The 18,680-nt window shown below is 44.0% G+C and carries 13 protein-coding genes and 1 tRNA gene; 4 read left to right on the forward strand and 10 right to left on the reverse strand.

Features of this window, described 5'->3' with window-relative positions; all coding sequences use genetic code 11:
* Nucleotides 1-170 precede the first annotated feature (170 nt).
* Together MSG33_RS11470 and MSG33_RS11475 are read left to right on the forward strand one after the other, a co-directional pair.
* Complete coding sequence (locus MSG33_RS11470) at nucleotides 171-1,499, forward strand: sphingomyelin phosphodiesterase (RefSeq protein ID WP_124008695.1); 1,329 nt, start codon at nucleotides 171-173, stop codon at nucleotides 1,497-1,499.
* Complete coding sequence (locus tag MSG33_RS11475; protein ID WP_248381114.1) at nucleotides 1,496-2,452, forward strand: ATP-dependent dsDNA exonuclease; 957 nt, start codon at nucleotides 1,496-1,498, stop codon at nucleotides 2,450-2,452. The genes MSG33_RS11470 and MSG33_RS11475 overlap by 4 nt, the downstream gene beginning before the upstream one ends.
* A gap of 84 nt (nucleotides 2,453-2,536) precedes the next feature.
* On the opposite strand, the gene trpS is transcribed toward MSG33_RS11475, so the two are convergent.
* Nucleotides 2,537-3,559: a tryptophan--tRNA ligase gene (gene trpS / locus MSG33_RS11480; protein WP_248381117.1), complete on the reverse strand. Its 1,023-nt coding sequence runs from the start codon at nucleotides 3,557-3,559 to the stop codon at nucleotides 2,537-2,539.
* Nucleotides 3,560-4,159: 600 nt separating this feature from the next.
* Here trpS and MSG33_RS11485 point away from each other — a divergent pair.
* Nucleotides 4,160-5,116 carry an AEC family transporter gene (locus MSG33_RS11485; protein ID WP_145474265.1) on the forward strand — a complete coding sequence of 319 codons (957 nt, stop codon included), beginning with the start codon at nucleotides 4,160-4,162 and terminating at the stop codon, nucleotides 5,114-5,116.
* A 46-nt stretch (nucleotides 5,117-5,162) separates the two neighbouring features.
* Here MSG33_RS11485 and MSG33_RS11490 read toward each other — a convergent pair whose 3' ends face one another.
* The 7 genes from MSG33_RS11490 to MSG33_RS11520 all read right to left on the reverse strand — a co-directional run bounded on the left by MSG33_RS11490 (nucleotide 5,163) and on the right by MSG33_RS11520 (nucleotide 16,194).
* Entirely contained in the window at nucleotides 5,163-5,618 is a 456-nt protein-coding gene (locus tag MSG33_RS11490; protein ID WP_012841967.1) for a MarR family transcriptional regulator, read from the reverse strand.
* A 192-nt stretch (nucleotides 5,619-5,810) separates the two neighbouring features.
* The gene (locus MSG33_RS11495; RefSeq protein ID WP_048626202.1) at nucleotides 5,811-8,972 is read right to left on the reverse strand and encodes an efflux RND transporter permease subunit; all 3,162 of its coding nucleotides are present in this window, start codon (nucleotides 8,970-8,972) and stop codon (nucleotides 5,811-5,813) included.
* Nucleotides 8,973-8,974: 2 nt separating this feature from the next.
* Nucleotides 8,975-10,114, reverse strand: coding sequence for an efflux RND transporter periplasmic adaptor subunit (locus MSG33_RS11500; protein ID WP_005390787.1), 1,140 nt, complete (start codon nucleotides 10,112-10,114; stop codon nucleotides 8,975-8,977).
* Nucleotides 10,115-10,577: 463 nt separating this feature from the next.
* On the reverse strand, nucleotides 10,578-12,215 hold the full coding sequence (locus MSG33_RS11505) for a methyl-accepting chemotaxis protein (RefSeq protein ID WP_114322507.1): 1,638 nt from the start codon (nucleotides 12,213-12,215) through the stop codon (nucleotides 10,578-10,580).
* A 358-nt stretch (nucleotides 12,216-12,573) separates the two neighbouring features.
* A tRNA-Ser gene (locus MSG33_RS11510) sits at nucleotides 12,574-12,661 on the reverse strand.
* 143 nt (nucleotides 12,662-12,804) lie between these two features.
* The gene (locus MSG33_RS11515) at nucleotides 12,805-13,254 is read right to left on the reverse strand and encodes an L-alanine exporter AlaE (protein ID WP_164666213.1); all 450 of its coding nucleotides are present in this window, start codon (nucleotides 13,252-13,254) and stop codon (nucleotides 12,805-12,807) included.
* Between the two features lie 519 nt (nucleotides 13,255-13,773).
* Complete coding sequence (locus MSG33_RS11520; protein ID WP_085343587.1) at nucleotides 13,774-16,194, reverse strand: ATP-binding protein; 2,421 nt, start codon at nucleotides 16,192-16,194, stop codon at nucleotides 13,774-13,776.
* A gap of 53 nt (nucleotides 16,195-16,247) precedes the next feature.
* Between MSG33_RS11520 and MSG33_RS11525 the strand changes: the two genes are divergently transcribed.
* The gene (locus MSG33_RS11525; RefSeq protein ID WP_104969249.1) at nucleotides 16,248-16,859 is read left to right on the forward strand and encodes a YecA family protein; all 612 of its coding nucleotides are present in this window, start codon (nucleotides 16,248-16,250) and stop codon (nucleotides 16,857-16,859) included.
* 73 nt (nucleotides 16,860-16,932) lie between these two features.
* Here MSG33_RS11525 and MSG33_RS11530 read toward each other — a convergent pair whose 3' ends face one another.
* Both MSG33_RS11530 and MSG33_RS11535 read right to left on the reverse strand, forming a co-directional pair.
* Nucleotides 16,933-18,099: a glutathionylspermidine synthase family protein gene (locus MSG33_RS11530; RefSeq protein WP_248381120.1), complete on the reverse strand. Its 1,167-nt coding sequence runs from the start codon at nucleotides 18,097-18,099 to the stop codon at nucleotides 16,933-16,935.
* Between the two features lie 8 nt (nucleotides 18,100-18,107).
* The gene (locus MSG33_RS11535; protein ID WP_248381123.1) at nucleotides 18,108-18,677 is read right to left on the reverse strand and encodes a DUF1190 domain-containing protein; all 570 of its coding nucleotides are present in this window, start codon (nucleotides 18,675-18,677) and stop codon (nucleotides 18,108-18,110) included.
* Between the last annotated feature and the right edge of the window lie 3 nt (nucleotides 18,678-18,680).

Below are 18,680 nucleotides of genomic sequence, written 5' to 3' on the forward strand. Positions count from 1 at the left end.
TACAGCCGCTTAGGCAGCCATTAACTCTCTACCCCGACTCCTCACCATTGAATAAAGATCACATTCTGATAACAATTTTCAGTACTGGCTTCGATGTCATCCATATTTAACGTGCAAGTAATATTTATAAACAAGAATGATTGCTCTAGTTCAAATGATGGAAAAATAAGATGAAATTATCGCAGTGGGGTCTTTTATTAAGTGGCTTGGTGGCATTACCAAGCATTGCAGATACAGATGTTTATCTAACCAATAATTCTGATCAGCCTTTAACTATTCAAGTAAAGCACGAAGGCAGTGATTTACTTCAATACGGAGAAGAGTGGCAGCAACATGTACAAGTACTTGGTCCGTGGGAAACCAAACCTGTATTGAGCTTCAATCGTTGGGAAGGCGTGAAATCAAACCAAACTTACCGTTTTGAAACTGTGGTTTCTAGCCCTAAAGGTGAAAGCATAACACTCAATCAAGTCATGGAAGGTCATTGGTATAATTCAACCATTGAATATGGCTTATCGGCGGCCGATGTCGATTTATCTCTTAAAGATGATCGTGATATTCATCGTGCCAACACTAACGCTTTTGGCATCCGAGAAACCGAACTGGCATTTAAGTCAGACAGTACCGCTCGATACGACGATCTTTATTACACCATCACACCAAGCAAAGTAAATGAATCTGTCGATAACGAAGAACAAAACCTTAAGTTGATGACTTACAACATCTGGGCTCTTACGGCTATTGCATCCCACATCGGTGATCGTTACGAACTGATTCCTCAATACGTCAAAGGTTATGATGTATTAGCGCTGCAAGAAGTGTTTGCAAGCGGTCGTGAAGCATTCCTACGTGAGTTAGCTAAGGAATATCCGTACCAAACTAAAATGTTAGATAAAGAAGGCGTTAATATTCATGATGGTGGGGTGATCATTGTCAGTCGCTATCCTATCGTGAATGAAGCGCAATATGTCTTCCCCGACTGCTCTGGCACAGACTGCTTTGCCGACAAAGGCGTTAATTATGCGGAAATTATTAAAGGTGGTCAGGCTTACCATGTGTTTGCTACCCATACCGCATCTTTCGATACAGACACCGCTCGCGAGTATCGTCAGCGCCAGTTCAAACAAATCCGCGCACTCGCTAAATCTCTCAACATTCCTTCAAGCGAAACTGTGGTATACAGCGGTGACTTTAACGTAAACAAAAGAAAGTTCCCTGGTGACTACCAACAAATGATCGCCAACTTAAGCGCCATAGAGCCTCAGTATTCTGGTTACACGGAGTCAACCTTTGATCCCCGCATCAATAACTTCGCAGGTGAAGCGTTATCAGGCGGCGAAAACGTGGAATACCTTGACTATGTCATGGTGAGTAGCGAATACGGGGTGAAATCATTCAATGACAACCGTGTAGACGTGCCGCGCACAACCGCAGAGAGTTTATGGAAACACTACAACCTTTCTGACCATTTCCCAGTTAGCGCAACAATTAAGCCATGAAGAAAATCGCGTTGATAATCATGTCCGCCATTATGGCGGGCATGATGTTTTTAACTTTCAGTCAAGATGGGCAGCAAGAAACGGCCGTGTCCGCTTCTGCTCCAAAGACAAAAAATAAGAACGTCCCCGGTACATCACTAAAAACAAGCAATATCGCTCCCAGTGCAGATGCTTCACCACAGACCGCAGAGCTCCCTTCTGCGGTTCAAATAACGACTGAGAGACTAACTCTGCTCAAAGGGAGAAAACTGGTCGCAGAGCTTGAGTCATTTTGGCATGAGTGTATGTCGAACCGCGACTGTGAAGAACAGTTAGCCTTGCTCGAGCCTTATTTATCTTCAGCACGATTTCAGCTTTTGGCGAACTACCATCAACTAAACAGTCAATGGCAAGAAAGTGTAGGTAATTTGTTATTTGATGAGCAACAACCACTAGCCTCACGTATTGCACAACTTAAATCCGAGGCAAGAGGCATTTGGGGCGAGTTGGCTGATGTTATTTTCGCGGATGAGTTCGCCCTATACGATTTCAATTTAGAGGCCCAACAGCTCAACACGCAAAGTCCAGAAAGCTTTTTGCAAGCTTTCGAGCAACTCATCATAGACTGGCAAGAAAATGCAGAGGCTATCGGGCTTACAAACGACCAAGCAAAATATGAGCGTGCAGTCGCTCTAATACCCAATAGCATGAGCTTTCCAGATCGCCAAACCATCATCGCAGAGCTGCAAAAAACTTACTTAACGAAGGACGAAAGCGAAGAGATTCACGATCGTCAGCAACAAATTGCCCAGCAAAAAGAGCAAGTCAGAGATTACCAACAAGCATTGCAACAACTTGAGTCCAGACTCAGAAAAGAGAGAGCCACCAGCCATGCTAGTTTATCAGAACCGGAATGGCAAAGCTATTACCAACAAGAAGTAGCGGATTTTCGTCGTGAATTTTTTTCTTCTTAACAATCAGCTTTGACTGACTGGGAGCTAAAAAAGGCACGTTGCTAATAAGCCATCGTGCCTTATGTTCAACTCTCTACTTTTAATTCAGAACAAATTCAAACCAAATACATCTTTCACATCAAATAGCACTTGTTCAGTTTTCTCACGAGAACGCTGACTACCTTGTTTTAAAATATCAATCAGCTGTGCTTTATCATTTAGATACATGGCACGCTTTTCTCGAATAGGACGAAGCATCTCTTGTAGGCATTCTTCTAACACTTTCTTGGTCAAACCATCACCTAACCCACCGCGTCGATAATGCTCTTTTAGCTGTTCGACATAATTTTTATCAGGATAAAAAGCATCGAGGTAGGTAAATACAATATTACCTTCGACTTGGCCAGGGTCCTCAATTTTCAGGTGATTGGGGTCGGTATACATAGATTTCACCGCCGCAGAAATCTCTTTTTCAGACGCCCCTAGGTTGATTGCATTCCCCATGCTTTTAGACATCTTATTTTTGCCATCAGTACTCGGCAACCGAGGGGCATCACTAAGTAATGGACGGCATTCTCTAAGAACCTCTTTTCCACCTAGGTGGTTTATTTTTCTTACGATTTCATTAGTTTGCTCCAACATCGGCAGTTGGTCATCACCTACCGGAACCAACGTCGCGTGGAACCCCGTAATATCGGCAGCTTGAGAAATTGGATACGTTAAAAAGCCAGCAGGAATAGAGCGTTCAAAGCCTTTACTTTGAATCTCATTTTTAACCGTGGGATTACGCTCTAAACGCGCAATAGAGACAAGATTGCTGTAATACATCGTTAACTCTGCTAACGCTGGTATTTGAGATTGCAACGTGATCGTGGTTTGTGTGGGGTCAATACCAACGGCCAGATAATCCGCAACGACATTGAGAATATTGGAGGATACCTTTGATGGATTGTGGGCGTTATCCGTCAACCCTTGCATGTCTGCGACTAAGATCGTTTGCTCATGCTCCGTTTGCAATTTGACTCGTTGTTGCAATGAACCGACATAGTGCCCGAGGTGTAACGGACCTGTCGCTCGATCGCCGGTAAGGATAATTTCGCGCTGCGATGTACTTTGAATGGTGTTCATATTTATCTCCAAGTATTTAATAGATCGCTACTGGAGATAAAAAGATCAAACACTCTTAGCTACCATCCAGCAGCTTAAGAATGTGAGTATTCCGTGCCGCTCTATTTAGAGCGCCACCAAAAGAAGGTTGTTGATGAAGGGCTAACGTGTATTTTCATGTTTTCAAACTAACAGTACATCAAGCTGAACTCAATCTGTTTTTGTATTGAATTAGCGTAAGTATTCAAAGAGCCTACAGAAACGATTACATTGGTAAAGACATCGCAATGACTAAAGCTGCACCAAACACCGAACCTGAGACAAATGCACAAAGTACGGTTTTGTTGTGTTTCCTTTTCATCGATGAACTCCTATCCATAACCACAATGACCAACCCTTTTATTTAATACGCATGTGGATGCATCACGATAAGTAGTAAACCAACATATCGCGCATAAAACCAGTGCAGCTTTGTTAAACTGGGACCTCGTCCATAACTTGGAATGCAAATGGTTCTGGAAACAACAAAAGAGGAAAATTTCATCACTTTTCTATCCTGTCTCCCAGAGTTTATGGCTTAATAGACAGCAGGAATATTTTTCTTTTGCTGCGGGTACTTACATGGAAGCTGTTCTACATCAGTTGCAATTCTCTTTGTCGATAACCGGCCCTATTTGCTTAATGTTAATACTTGGCGTGGTGTTCAAACGCATTGGACTGATCAACGATAATTTTATCGAAGTAGGCTCCAAACTGGTGTTTCAAGTTACGCTACCTGCGATGTTATTTGTCAGTATTGTGGCTTCAGAACACGATTTTTCCGCGGCGAGTGGCTTTGTCAATTTCGGCGTCATCGCTAGCATTTCGTTTTTCATTTTCACCTACCTTTCGGTCAAGCTTCTGTTCAAAGCATCGCCTGACCAAGGTGTTCTTATCCAGGGTGGGTTTCGAGCAAACACAGGTATTATTGGCATCGCTTACGTTGCCAATGCGTATGGTTCTCAAGGTGTGGCGTTAGCAGCGCTTTATGTCGCGGTCACCACGTTTATTTACAACGTCCAAGCGGTAATTTGCTTATCTCCCAAAGGCGCAACTTCTGTCCCACAAGCCGCAAAAATGATGGGCCGAACACTGACGAGGAATCCACTGATAATCTCAATCGTCCTAGGGATGGCTTTCTATTTGCTCTCTATTCCAGTGCCGAATGTTGTTATTGATGCAGGGGACTACTTGTCCAAAATGACATTACCTTTAGCGCTGTTGTGTACGGGCGGCTCACTCGATTTTAGCTTGATGAGAAAAGAGAAAGGTCCATCTTGGTTTGCAAGCAGTTACAAGCTCATCGTGGCACCCGTAATGATCACTATTGGTGCTTACTTAGTAGGTTTTCGAGGAATTGAGTTAGGTATTCTTTTCTTTATGAACGCTTCCCCAGTGGCAGCAGCCAGTTATGTCATGGCACGTTCGATGGGAGGCAATGCCACATTAGCCGCAAATATCATCGCACTCACTACGGTACTTTCTACCGTCACGTGTACTTTGGGCATTCTATTTCTTAAGTTTTACGACTTAATATAATTGCTCACCAATACAGTAAAGGCGCGCTAGATAGCATTAAGATAAGCTACTGGTCGTGATTTGCAAAAGTAAGCTTTCTTACCAAACGAAAAAACTCACTCGCTTCTGATTCAGACAAACAAGCAAAAAATTCTTTCTGTAAATTCGTCATGATTTGATGCACTTGCTTTAAAGCGTTTGCCCCCTCTTTTGTCATGCTGAGCATTTTGAGACGCTGATTCGATTTACTTTTAGAAACTTGAACAAACCCTCGCTTTTCCAAATTATCCACCATTCGCTTTGCTACACTTCGCTCAGTTCGAACCGCGTCAGCCAACGCTTGCTGACTCATGGGTTGAAACTCTTCCAAAGCGGCCAGTGCACTTGCCATCTCGAGTGTCATTAAATTTTGCCGAGAGAGCTCAGCTTGAGCACGGTTGCGATACATTCGCTGCATCACACCGCAGACAAACATAGGGCTTTGATCCAAAACGGAAATTGGGGAGATTTTCTGATCTTTCATCGTCGTTTGTTCTTCTTTAGGCTTTCATTCGGTCGGAAGGAGTAAGCAGATTCTGCATAAGGCAAAACGCTCCCCCTTCAAGTTTGCGTCAAAGACGGTAACCACCAAGTGAAAACATAAAATAAAGAGCGCCGAAGCGCCCTTTTATCGTGTTTATTATCACCAGTATAACTTAGTTACAGCAACCAAGTCTTACTCGCTTTGCTGAGCCGGTTTAGGATTAGTCTCAGACAACTCTGCCTCCGATTCTTTTCTCGCACGTCGATCAAACAATCGCTCAACCACCACAAAGAAGATTGGCACAAAGAATATACCTAAGATCGTCGCACTGATCATGCCACCAAGTACACCAGTACCTACCGCATTTTGACCTGCTGAGCCCACGCCAGAGCTGATAGCAAGCGGTACTACACCTAGACCAAAGGCAAGCGATGTCATAATAATTGGGCGCAGACGAACACGAACGGCATGCAGGGTTGCTTCGATAAGGCCAGCGCCTTTCTCGTAGTAATCTTTCGCAAACTCAACAATCAGAATGGCGTTTTTAGTTGCCAAGCCGACCGTCGTTAATAAGCTCACCTGGAAGAATACATCGTTGTCCATACTTCGCGTCATTACCGCGAGCACAGCACCAAGCACACCAAGAGGCACAACTAACACCACGGCGAAAGGTACTGACCAACTTTCATACAAAGCGGCGAGAACTAAGAATACGACGAGGATAGACAGCGCATATAACATTGGCGCTTGGTTTCCGGAAAGGCGCTCTTCATACGAAATACCATTCCAGTTCACCGTGAAGCCTTCTGGTAGCTTTTCTACCATTGCTTCAATTTCTGCCATGGCTTCACCAGTACTGACGCCAGGAGCTGCGCCGCCTTGGATATTCATCGCTGGCAAACCATCAAAACGCTGCAAAAGAGGTGAACCATACGTCCACTCTCCGCTCGCAAAGGCAGAGAAAGGCACCATCTCACCTTTTGAGTTGCGCACGTACCACGAATCGAAGTCTTTTGGCTGCATACGGTATTCCGCATCACTTTGCATCATGACTTTTTTCACTCGACCGCGATCAATATAGTCGTTAATGTACGCCCCGCCCCATGCCGCTGACAGGATTTGGTTGACGTCATTAATGCTAACATCCAGAGCACGCAGTTTAACGTGGTCAATGTTCACTTTGTACATTGGCGCATCTGCTTGGCCGTTCGGACGAACACCGACAAGTTTCGGGTTTTGTGCAGCCATGCCAAGCAGTTGACCTTGCGCAGCGACTAATGCGTCGTGACCTTTGTTCAACGAATCTTGAAGATAGAAATCAAAGCCTGTCGAGTTACCCAATTCTTGAATCGCAGGAGGTGCAAATGCAAAGACCAGTGCTTCTTTGATGGTTGAGAAGTACCCCATCGCTCGACCCGTAATGGAAGCTGCATCAGCACCCGGCGCTTCACGCTCTGACCAATCTTTCAGACCGATAAATGCCATCCCCATGTTTTGGCCTTGGCCTGCAAAACTAAAGCCCGCAACGGAGAAGACGGATTTCACGTTGTCTTTCTCATCCACAAGGTAAAAGTCGCGCATTTTCTCAAGTGTTTTTTCCGTCTGCTCTTGCGTTGAGTTAGGCGGCAAAATAGCCATTGAGAATACTGTGCCTTGGTCTTCATCCGGCAAGAATGACGTCGGAAGGTTCATAAATAGCCAGCCCGCACCTGCACTCATTGCCAAGAATACAACCAACATACGACCTGTACGCTTTAGGAGTTTAGCAACGCCGGTTTCATAGCCAGCTGTCATCGCATCAAACTTGCGGTTAAACCAGCCAAAGAAGCCTTTCTTTTCTAGAAGCTCAGCATCGCCTTTTTTCAGTAATGTTGCACATAATGCTGGAGTCAGAATTATCGCTACCAAAACTGAAAGTGTCATCGCCGCCACAATGGTTATCGAGAACTGACGGTAAATAACCCCTGTAGAACCAGACATAAACGCCATAGGGACGAATACCGCAGAAAGCGTCAGACCCACACCAATCAGAGCACCCGTGATCTGCCCCATCGATTTTTTGGTTGCTTCTTTGGGCTCTAACCCATCCTCATGCATCACACGCTCGACGTTTTCCACCACAACGATGGCATCGTCCACCAGCAAACCGATAGCCAGAACCATCGCGAACATGGTTAACGTGTTTACGCTAAATCCAGTCGCGTACAAAATAGCGAAGGTGCCGAGCAGTACGACAGGCACTGCGATCGTTGGAATGATCGTCGCACGGAAGTTCTGCAAGAACAGGTACATGATTAAGAACACAAGAAGAATGGCTTCTAATAGCGTTTTAACCACTTCTTGAATCGAGGCTTTGACAAATGGCGTCGTTTCAAATGGGTAAGCAATCTGCAACCCTTCTGGGAACGTTGCACTCAGTTGTTCTAAACGCTCTTTCACCGCATTGGCAGTCTCAAGCGCGTTTGCACCAGTACCTAATGAAATACCTAAACCCGATGCTGGGAAGCCATTATATTGGCCTCGAATATCGTAACTTTCTGCACCACGTTCAACACGAGCCACATCTTTCAAATAAACATTCGAACCACTGGCGTCAGACTTAAGAATGATGTCTTGGAACTCTTCCACACTGCTCAAACGACTTGCAGATGAAATCGTTGCATTCAACAGCTGACCTTCCTGCGCAGGTGCTGCACCAAGTTGACCTGAAGAAACTTGCGCGTTCTGTTCACTGATAGCATTTGCTACATCGATTGCAGTCAAGTTGAACTGCGTAAGCTTAAATGGATCCAGCCAAACTCGCATCGCATACTGCGCACCAAACGCCTGTACTTGTCCTACGCCAGTTACACGACTTATCGGGTCTTGAATATTCGTTACAACAAAGTCGCCGATATCGTTTTCTGTAAAGTCAGGATCTTCAGAATAAACTGCCACCACCATGAGAAACGCCGTGTTGGATTTATTCACGACGATACCTTGGTTTTGTACTTCCATCGGCAATGACGTCAAGGCCAATTGCAGTTTGTTCTGCACCTGTACTTGCGCGATATCAGGATCAGCTTCGCTATCAAACGTCAGGGTAATTGTCGCATTACCGAATGCATCACTGCTCGATGATAGGTAGCGAAGATAATCTAATCCCGTCATATTTTGCTCGATAACCTGCGTTACCGAGTCTTCAACGGTTTTCGCTGATGCACCTGGATAACGTGCACTGATGGTGATCGTTGTCGGTGAAATCGTTGGGTATTGCGAGACGGGTAAATTGAATAATGACATTACCCCCGCCAACATCGTTAGAATCGCGAGAACCCAAGCAAATACCGGACGATCGATAAAAAATCGTGCCATGATTACTCCTGTTCACCGTTTTGGATAGTTACAGGGCTGCCTGGACCTACCTTTTGTAACCCAGCAGTAATGACTTTATCGCCCGCTTTCAAACCATCAATAATACGCCATTGATTATTGATCGCTTCGGCTGTCTTCACTGGTCTCGCTTCCACTTTGTTCTCACCATTCACCATCATCACTGTCGCTTTGCCTGTCGCATCGCGAGAAACGGTATTTTGTGGTATCAGAATCGCGTCAGGGTCAACACCAGTAATAACCGTCGCACGAACAAACATTCCTGGTAGTAACAAACCGTCAGGGTTTGGGAATTCAGCACGAAGCGTCACGCTACCCGTACTTTCGTTCACATTGACCTCGGTAAATTTCATCGTGCCTTTATGTTCGTACGTGCTGCCATCTTCAAGCATCAATGTAACTTGCGCAGAGTCATCTTCTTGCATATGACCTTGGGAAAGAGCCGCTTTTAAACGCAGCAGTTGCGCGGATGATTGCACAATATCAACGTTGATAGGATCAAGCTGCTGAATGGTCGCTAATTTGGCTGCTTGGTTAGCCGTAACCAACGCACCCGCCGTCACACTCGATTTACCGATCACACCGCTAATCGGAGCTTTCACTTGCGTGTAATCTAAATTGATTTTTGCCGTATTGATCTTCGCTTTTGCGACTAGGACCTGTGCTTGCGCTTCCTTGTATGCTGCTTCTGCTTCATCCAAATCTTGTTGGCTGATGGACTTTTTGGTGATCAACGTTCGGTAACGCTTCACTGTGGCATGGGTCGATTCTGCCGCTGCTTGAGCTCGGATTAATTCCGCTTCAGCGCTCAGCAAATCCGCTTGAAATGATGAATCATCAATTTGATATAGGGACTGTCCTTGTTCAACAAGGCCGCCTTCAACAAAATTTCGCTCTGAAATAATGCCTGTAACTTGCGGACGAACTTCCGCTTCTTTGAATGCACGGCTACGACCTGGCAACTCAACAGTTAACGCTTGGCGAGTTGGCTCCACCGTTAACACTTCAACTTCGGTTGCGGGCGCAGGACCACTACCTTGACTCGATCCTTCTTCGCTAGGTTGACATCCAACCACAAAAAGGCTCGACGCAATCAGCAGAGATAGCGTGGTTTTACGTCTCATGAATTTTTCTCTCTTTTACCTACAAGCCTTCAAGATTCCTTGCTAAAAACTTCTAGAATGACTTAATGATGACTAACGGATGTATATCCAGAACAAATTAATTAGGATGATAATTACCCAGTGTTGTACATACAACAAAATTTACAGTTCTATACGCTTACGAAAAACGTTTATGGTAAAGGTGTAATGAAGTTCTCAAATTTGAAGATTTTGGGTTGGAAATCACACTTTCCTGTGAGCAATTGCAATGGTTAAAAAGCAGCAAAAGTGATGATAAAAGCATCATCACGCTGTACAGAGTTTGTCACCGCTGTCTAGGATTATTTGCACCTCTGGTATACAAAGTTAAGTAAAAGAGGAATGTAAATATAGTCGAGCCTTCAAAAGTCAGGTTCGACCCTTATCTAAAAAATAACCCGCTTCTTAGCGGGTTATTTCGTCAGTGATACTGCAGTTCTCAAGCTTATACTTTGAACTGACTAACCTGATGATCTAAGCGCTGGGTTTGCTCTGATAACATGGCTAAAGATGCTTGCGCTTGATTTACGATTTCCACAATAGATGTACTGCTATCCGCAATGCCTTGTACGTTGCTATTTACTTCGTCACTTACCGTACTTTGCTGGCTTGCAGCCGTTGCAATGTGTGTGTTCATCTCGTTCATACGTGAAATCGCGTTCAAGATTTCAGAAAGGGATTGACTCGCTCTCCCTGCCGATTGAATTGTTTCATCACTGCTATTTTGGCTACCACGCATCACTTCTACGGCTTGTCCCGCACCAGATTGTAGCTTTTCAATCATGGTTTGGATTTCACCCGTACTCTGTTGTGTGCGACTGGCTAACGAGCGAACCTCATCTGCTACAACAGCAAAACCTCGCCCTTGCTCTCCTGCACGAGCCGCTTCAATCGCTGCGTTAAGCGCCAATAAGTTCGTTTGCTCTGCGATACCACGAATGACATCCAATACAGAAGCAATGTTACTCACATCATGATCCAATGTGTTAATGACGTGGCTTGCACTTTCGATTTCACTTGCGAGGCTACGAATTGAGCTAACGGTTTGATCCAAAATAACATTGGTATTGGTAAGTTCATCATTCGCTGTTTGGCTCGCAACCGCAGCTTCGTTAGCGCTATCGCTGACATTTCTGCTGGTGACTTGCATTTCATGCACTGCCGCTGCTACCGCCTCGCTGTCTTTTTGCTGTGAAACGGTCGAGTTCGCGATGGTCGTGGTCAACGAGCTAAGATTTTCCATCTCATTACGCAAGGTATTCGAACTTTCAATTACTTGAGAAACTGTCGCTTGGATTTTAGACACAAACTGATTAAACGCGTTCGCTAAATTGCCAATTTCGTCTTGTGTTTTCACATCGATTCGCTGGCTTAAATCACCTTCACCAGAAGCAATTTCTGTCATCGCATTTTTGATATCGTTGATAGGCTTCACGACGGTTTGCAACAACAAAAATGCCATCGCAATAGCGGCCAGAATAACAATCACAATGCCCGCTTCAAGAATTAACTCTGCTCTTGATGCAGCTGCTGAGATTTCATCTTTCAATAAGCTTTGTTTTTCTTCTATCGCATCTTTCACAACATTAAGTTGCGCTCTTACCTCGATAAACTGATTTTCAAAGGTGTGTTTGTGTTCGTTGTAGTAACCAAGCCATTGTGATTGAGGTAAACGCAACATCGCTTCATAACTCGCCAACCATTTTTCACCTAGGGAGACAAGCTTTCTCACTTCATTACCGTGTGAAGAAGACATCACGCCAGCTTGCGATAGCTCAATCATTTTCTCCATACGTGGCAGCGCTTTGTATGCGTTGTCTTTGTATTCACCGATGTGGTGGTCAATATCGGTTTGAGTATCAGAAAGAGCAACACCTTGGATTGCAGATGTAGCTTGGTAAAGATCGCGGTAAGCATCCTCAATCGTTAATAAGTTCGGCACTATCTGTTCGTTAAGTGTTTCACTCAACTCAGATTGTTTCCAACTTGTCATAACGTTTAATACAGAGCTCACAATAAACAATCCAATAATCAGTGACAGCGGAATCACTATCTTCTGCTTGATCGTTAAGTTCTGGAACATGAATAGACTCTCTTTAATTATGGTATACAAACTGCCAGAAATTATATCAAACAAATAGAGTATCCCATTAGGTAAAAGACTCTATTAAACATGATATCTGATGACTTTTTGACAAGCGTTCTAATTTCAACAATTAATTGATTTTGTGGAAAATTTAATAAGGAACGCTCATCACAACATGCGAATAAAAACGCACTACCTGTACGGAAAATGTGTAACAAAAGATGAATAAAAAAGGAGGCTTTTTGAAGGGCTTGCGACTCAATGAGTAATTGAGAATCAATACGATATACAGCTCTGGGATTGAACTTGTCGCGTAATACGAAAAAGCCCCAGCATTTCTGCTAGGGCTCAAATGTGGCGGTGAGTGAGAGATTCGAACTCTCGATACGTTGCCGTATACACACTTTCCAGGCGTGCTCCTTCAGCCACTCGGACAACTCACCGAATCAATTTTTGTTAGCATCATTGGCTAACGAGGCGCTAATTTAATGATTATGTGCCTGATGGTCAAGGCTAAACATAAAAAAAAGCGCCCTTTTCCACTCGATTGCTCACTAAGTAACTAAATTGAGCAAAACTGGGTCATTTAGATACTTTGAGAATAACCGGGAACACGGAACCAACGGCGGCACATGTCCAAGAAGTACCCATACAACACACCCATACCGCAAGAAATAATGGCGTTACTTGTCACCGCGGTCACTATTTGGTCTGTAGACGCACCAACTGCGAATAAAATTCCTGCATAAACTGGAGACTGAAAAAGCACATAAGCGACCAGATCAGATACGTTTTTCATAAATGAAGACGGCGATACCTTGTTGCCCTGACATAGCACCCAATCACGAAAAACGCCATACGGCCAAGCAATAGCAATATTCACTGGAATAGATAGTGTACGTGATGCTAAAGATTGCTCAAACGTCATCCCTGAAATCAAAATCTCGACAATCATCCCTGTGATAAAGCAAAAAACAACCATAGCAAAGGTATCCGCTGCGGCGTGACGAATACAAAATGGTCCGCGAGACTTCATTAACCAACCCCTAAAATTAAATACCACCAACAATAAACAAAATAAAACTATCAACCATCAAACAAATACATGACCAGTTAATAAGGCAATTAAATCACATAAAAAGCAGCGTATGGCACTGTATTTGAAATCAAGTTGTAAATTTATAACCATTTTTTAAAATGAAAGTAGTTTTTTTCACCACCAACAACTAAAAACGCCTAAAATGACGTAAAAATGGTAGAAAAATACGGATTTAACTTACACAAAAAGTGGGATAAGTGATTGTTTGGATGGAGGGTTAGGATAAAGTTCGGGGAATAAACGATCATTCTAATAACTTATGCTGCTGAGTTGTAAAAATTCAGAGTATTCCCGATGTGAGCGCAACTGAGAGCCGCACCGTTTCTCTTATGACAGAATACAACAGCAGAGCTAAGCTCATTGAAAGTAAGGAAAAAATAGACGATTCAGCTAAAGGTTAGGTATGAAGAGTAAAGACAATTCATGATTGCGTTGAATCGCTCTATATGGATTAAGCTATGATGATGCGAGCAAGAGCGTTAATGTGTCGATATCATCTTGGTTTGGAGACTGCTGACGCTTTAAGTTACGCCTTATTCGCTCGGCAACTAAAGAAACGTCTTTATTAGCATCTGGGGTGACTTGAGCAATAATCGCTGAAATAGCCTCTAGCGCTTCGTTGAGATGACCATTATCTAGAGCAACATAGAAGTTTAGTAGCCACTTTTCCGCATCAAGGATATCCGTTGTATTATCACCAAAGTCCGACTGGTATTGGTATAACCGTGCTGCGTGGAGATATAACGCATCATTTAATTCAGACTCCACAATTGGTTTCGCAATTATGTGGTCGGCTCCTACATTTATCATGCGCTCTTGTGTTTCTTTGAATACATCCGCTGTGCAGCCAAAGATCAGTACCGACTTTACAGGCGAACTCATCGCTCGAATGGCTGATATCGCCCCAACACCATCAAGAACAGGCATATGATTGTCCATTAATATCAAATCAAATGACTGAACGGCCACCTCATCGACGGCAAGCTGACCATTTTCAACACTTGTGCACTCAAAGCCTTTGGCTCTTAGGAAAGTTTCCATAATGATTGCATTTGTTCGGTTGTCTTCGACAATGAGCGCTTTCAAACCTTTGCAATTCAGCTTATGTGCATTGACTGCTTCCACTTTCCCAGGCTCACAAGGCGTAAGCGCGATCTCGACGGTAAAGGTTGTCCCGACATTCTCTTGACTCTGCACAATCACATGCCCTCCCATATGCTCGGCAATTTCTTTTACTATCGCCAAACCAAGCCCTGTACCACCAAACCGCCTAGTCGTCGAGGACTCCGCTTGTTCAAAAGGACGGAAAATGCGTTTTTGCGCTTCTTGAGAAATACCGATACCCGTATCTTTCACCGCGAGAATAAGCTTGGTACCTGCCTTGCTCGATTTCTCGGTCAGCTCTACCTCTACGATGCCTCGGTCGGTGAACTTGACAGCGTTGTTTAGTAGGTTAAACAATACTTGGCGCAGACGGGCTTTGTCATTGTTGTACCAGCGCCCTGTTGGTAAATGAGACACGACTCTAAAACGAAGGCCTTTTTCTGCACATAGTGTTTGATAAACACTTTTTATGCTGCCGATGATCGACTCAATTGGGAAAGGCGTATTTTCGAATTCAACATGCCCTTGCTCAATTTTTGAGTAATCTAAAATCTCATTAAGTAACGTCATCATATGATCACCTGAGTCATAAAGTGTTCTCAGGTGCTTACGTTGATCATCGGTGAGTGGTGTTTTTAACAATATCTGAGCGGTTCCTAATACACCGTTCATTGGCGTACGAATCTCATGGGATAATGTGGCTAAAAATGCCGTTTTAGCGTTCGTCGAAGCCTGGGCTTTTATTCTCTCTTGCTCTAGATAGATGGTTTTTTCATTGAACTTCTCGATGAGCTGTCCAATTTCATCTTCGCTATCGTAATCAATGTCTATGATCCCGCCAGTTTTCGAGTCATCAATCTTAGCCGCAATACGGACAATCGGTTCGACAATGTAACGATTCAGCAAGTAATACCCGACCAGTACACACAAGAGTAAGAATGGAATGATCCTCCCCTCAACACTCATGACTTGTTCAAACACTTGATCAGCTACTTTAGCTTTCGCGTTGACAACTTCCATCCGCCAATCAAACTCTCCGAAATCAAGCTCACTGACATAAATTTCGTCTGTTAGTTGGAAGTTGTGCTCAATAATCACGTTCGAGTCAGCATCGCGAACCACCACACCTAAAGAATGCTGGTTAGTGTGCTCTCGAATAAACTGAAAAAGTGCATCAAGTGATAAGTCTACCGTTACAACGCCAGCGAATTGACCGTTTTGATAATATGGGGAAGACGCAGTAATCATCTGAACCTGAGTAAAAGTGTCGATATAAACCGTAGACCAACTCACAGAACCAACTGGCGCGTCAGCTGCTGCCTTATACCATGGTTCATTGTCATAACCGCCAGATTCAGGATTATTGTAGGAGTGAATTTGGTCAATACCGCCATCACTGTTTTTGTTGAAGAATAGGCTTTTATATCGCCATTGTTCAGCTTTGAGTTCTGGTTTAGGCCATACGCCACCACTGACGAGCATCTCATCACTCAATTGGAGAATATGCGGAATTGTCGTGTTGAGAGATTGAATATTTTCAGTCCCCTGGGCGAGTCCTGCAAGGCTACTCAATACACCGGTAGAGCTAAGGAGAGGCTCTTTAATCTCTAGAGCAAGGAGTTGGGTGCGTAACTCTAGGTTTTGCTCTAGCTTTTGCCTAACCGGAGGCTCGACAACCAAATAGGCAACAGAACCAATCGTTGCGATAAAGAAACACAGGTACAGTGTCAGGGCGAGAATGCTTTTTTTTCTAAGTGATGAGCGAATTTCCATAGATGTCTGTGAATCATTCCCTAATATCGATTTATCACAAATTGATTGGTAAGATGAGCGCAATCAACCAGCCCATTAACAAATGGTATTCTATTTTGAAACTACAAGACATCCTTTCTCTCCCAGAACTTGACGGTAAACTACTAAACCTAGCAAAAACTCAAGGCTTTGTAACAGCGATGGCTGCAGCGCCAAACGTATTAATGCCTCAAGAGTGGTTGCCATTCTTATGGGGTGGTGAAGAAACAGCGCCATTTACTGACGGTGAGCAATTAGAGCAATACATTGATGAGATTGTACAAATGTGGAACCAAACTCGTCCTACTCTTCTAGAAGGATCTTGGCAGTGGCCTGAAGGATGCGCGTTAGATGAACAAGATATTGTAACAAGCCAGACCCGTGATTTCTGTGAAGGTGTATTACAAGGTTGGCAACTTGCTCGTGATGACTGGGAAACGCTAATGCCAGAGGACAGCGAAGATAATGCTCTACTCGGCGGTGTTTTGCTTTCTCTGACGATGCTTTACGATCCAGAAACGACCATTGAAACGTTGGCAGAACAAGGCATGGAAGGCTTAGAACAGTTTGAAGAGATCTTCAATGCCATGCCAGTGATGCTATGTGGTCTTACTCAGCGCGGTGTTGCATTAGCTGAAGAACAATAAGACACAACGCTGTCGACCATCAAGATTGAACCGCTGAATAGACAAAAGCTCTCTGGATGGAGAGCTTTTTTGATCATGTTAAAATCACATGTGGAATATATCGCGCCATATCTTGCGTGACTAAGCTAGTGTCTTCCCGAATCGAAATCCCAGCGGCTCTATCGTTGACTAGCCAACTGCCAATTAACGTATGGCTTTGCCCAAACTTGGGTAACGGACGATACTGCTGGACGATATTGAATTTAGATTCATAAGGCCCTGCCGTTTTGAGTATGCGTTTCCCACCTTTGACGATCTCAATATTTGCGCCTTCTCGAGAGAATAGTGGTTTGATTACATAGTCTTTCAAACCGTTCGCTTTTGAATCGTTAGCAAAATAGGCAGGTAAAAGATTAGGATGATTCGGAAAGCGCTCCCACAATAACGGTAAAAGTGCTTTGTTGGATAGAATCGACTTCCACATGGGTTCTAACCAATTCACTTTCGCGGTCGCTAAGTATTTCGCATATTCCTCTTCAAACATAAACTCCCACGGATAAAGCTTGAACATCCAACGAATCGCTCTGTCATCTGCATCCACGAACTGACCATTTTCCGTCGCACCAATATCTTCGACATAAACAAACGCCGTCGCTAACCCAGCTTCGCGCGCGCAATCTTCTAAATACTGGACAGTCCCTTTATCTTCTTCAGTGTACTTGCAGCAGCTAAAGTGAAGGGTTTGCCCGGGTTGATATTTGGCTATCTCGGAAAAACGTTCAATCAAAAAGTCTTGAAGAATGTTGAATTGATCCGCACTCTGGTGAATTAGACCTTTATTTACAACATCCTCTAACCACACCCACTGCCAAAAACCCGTTTCAAACAGGCTGGTCGGCGTATCCGCATTGTTTTCCAGTAACTTAGCTGGCGAAGTTCCGTTGTATGCAAAATCCAGACGCGAATAGAGCGAGGGTTCATTTCGGTGCCACGAAGAAGCAACCTGCTCCCACATAAATTCAGGGATTGCACATTGCGTCAGCAACCTCTCACTCCGAACTACTTCATCCACAATAGCCAAGCACATCTGATGCAGCTCTTCAGTGGGTGCTTCAATATCGTTCTCTATTTGCTCAAGCGTGAATTGATAGTAAGCACTCTCATCCCAATACGGTTGGTCATACATGGAATGGAAGCCAAAACCAAACTGGCGTGCTAACTCACGCCAGTTTTCTCGTTCTTGTATTTCTCGTCGAAACATAGTGCTTATTAACCGCCTCGGCTGACCGATACCGCTTTACCAAACCCGCCTCGATACATCGCTCTACCAATAGTTCCGCCACCACGTTTATTTAGGTTACTGGTCGCAACCTTCGTCGGCTGATTACGATAGGAACCAAAAAATTGTCCCGCACCATTATAGAATTTGGATTTATAGCGATACATTGGTTCAGAGTAATAGCTCTTGTTGTAACCTTTCAAACCGCTCAGTGCACGACTGTAAAAGAAGCCCCCAAAGTGAGGCACATAAGCTCGGGAACTGGAACTGTAGTAACAATCGTCTTCGTAAAAATCATTTTCACATTCGAACTCATTGTTGTAGCGAGGGGCATTTCGTTCGGCGCGAGCCAAAGCTTCTTGATAAGCAATATCGCACTGCTCACTGAACTCTGGCGAGTTTGATTTGCATTCATCAGCGTCAGAAAAAATGTAGCCTTCGGTTTTCGATTCTTGTGTCGCAAAGAAGAAAATACCGCCAAAAGCAGCAAAGGGAATAATTTTCCCAAGCTTTAAACTTTTGTCCATGGAAGAACGTTTAACGTTAGAACTCCGCTTCATCGT

The sequence above is a fragment of the Vibrio sp. 1CM7H genome (assembly GCF_023161645.1).
Lineage (GTDB): Bacteria > Pseudomonadota > Gammaproteobacteria > Enterobacterales > Vibrionaceae > Vibrio > Vibrio diabolicus.

Bases quoted from the DNA above. Each gene is read 5' to 3' on its own strand.
- MSG33_RS11470 (WP_124008695.1), top strand. From the start codon at position 171: ATGAAATTATCGCAGTGGGGTCTTTTATTAAGTGGCTTGGTGGCATTA.
- MSG33_RS11475 (WP_248381114.1), top strand. From the start codon at position 1,496: ATGAAGAAAATCGCGTTGATAATCATGTCCGCCATTATGGCGGGCATG.
- trpS (WP_248381117.1), bottom strand. From the start codon at position 3,559: ATGAACACCATTCAAAGTACATCGCAGCGCGAAATTATCCTTACCGGC.
- MSG33_RS11485 (WP_145474265.1), top strand. From the start codon at position 4,160: ATGGAAGCTGTTCTACATCAGTTGCAATTCTCTTTGTCGATAACCGGC.
- MSG33_RS11490 (WP_012841967.1), bottom strand. From the start codon at position 5,618: ATGAAAGATCAGAAAATCTCCCCAATTTCCGTTTTGGATCAAAGCCCT.
- MSG33_RS11495 (WP_048626202.1), bottom strand. From the start codon at position 8,972: ATGGCACGATTTTTTATCGATCGTCCGGTATTTGCTTGGGTTCTCGCG.
- MSG33_RS11500 (WP_005390787.1), bottom strand. From the start codon at position 10,114: ATGAGACGTAAAACCACGCTATCTCTGCTGATTGCGTCGAGCCTTTTT.
- MSG33_RS11505 (WP_114322507.1), bottom strand. From the start codon at position 12,215: ATGTTCCAGAACTTAACGATCAAGCAGAAGATAGTGATTCCGCTGTCA.
- MSG33_RS11515 (WP_164666213.1), bottom strand. From the start codon at position 13,254: ATGAAGTCTCGCGGACCATTTTGTATTCGTCACGCCGCAGCGGATACC.
- MSG33_RS11520 (WP_085343587.1), bottom strand. From the start codon at position 16,194: ATGGAAATTCGCTCATCACTTAGAAAAAAAAGCATTCTCGCCCTGACA.
- MSG33_RS11525 (WP_104969249.1), top strand. From the start codon at position 16,248: ATGAGCGCAATCAACCAGCCCATTAACAAATGGTATTCTATTTTGAAA.
- MSG33_RS11530 (WP_248381120.1), bottom strand. From the start codon at position 18,099: ATGTTTCGACGAGAAATACAAGAACGAGAAAACTGGCGTGAGTTAGCA.
- MSG33_RS11535 (WP_248381123.1), bottom strand. From the start codon at position 18,677: ATGAAGCGGAGTTCTAACGTTAAACGTTCTTCCATGGACAAAAGTTTA.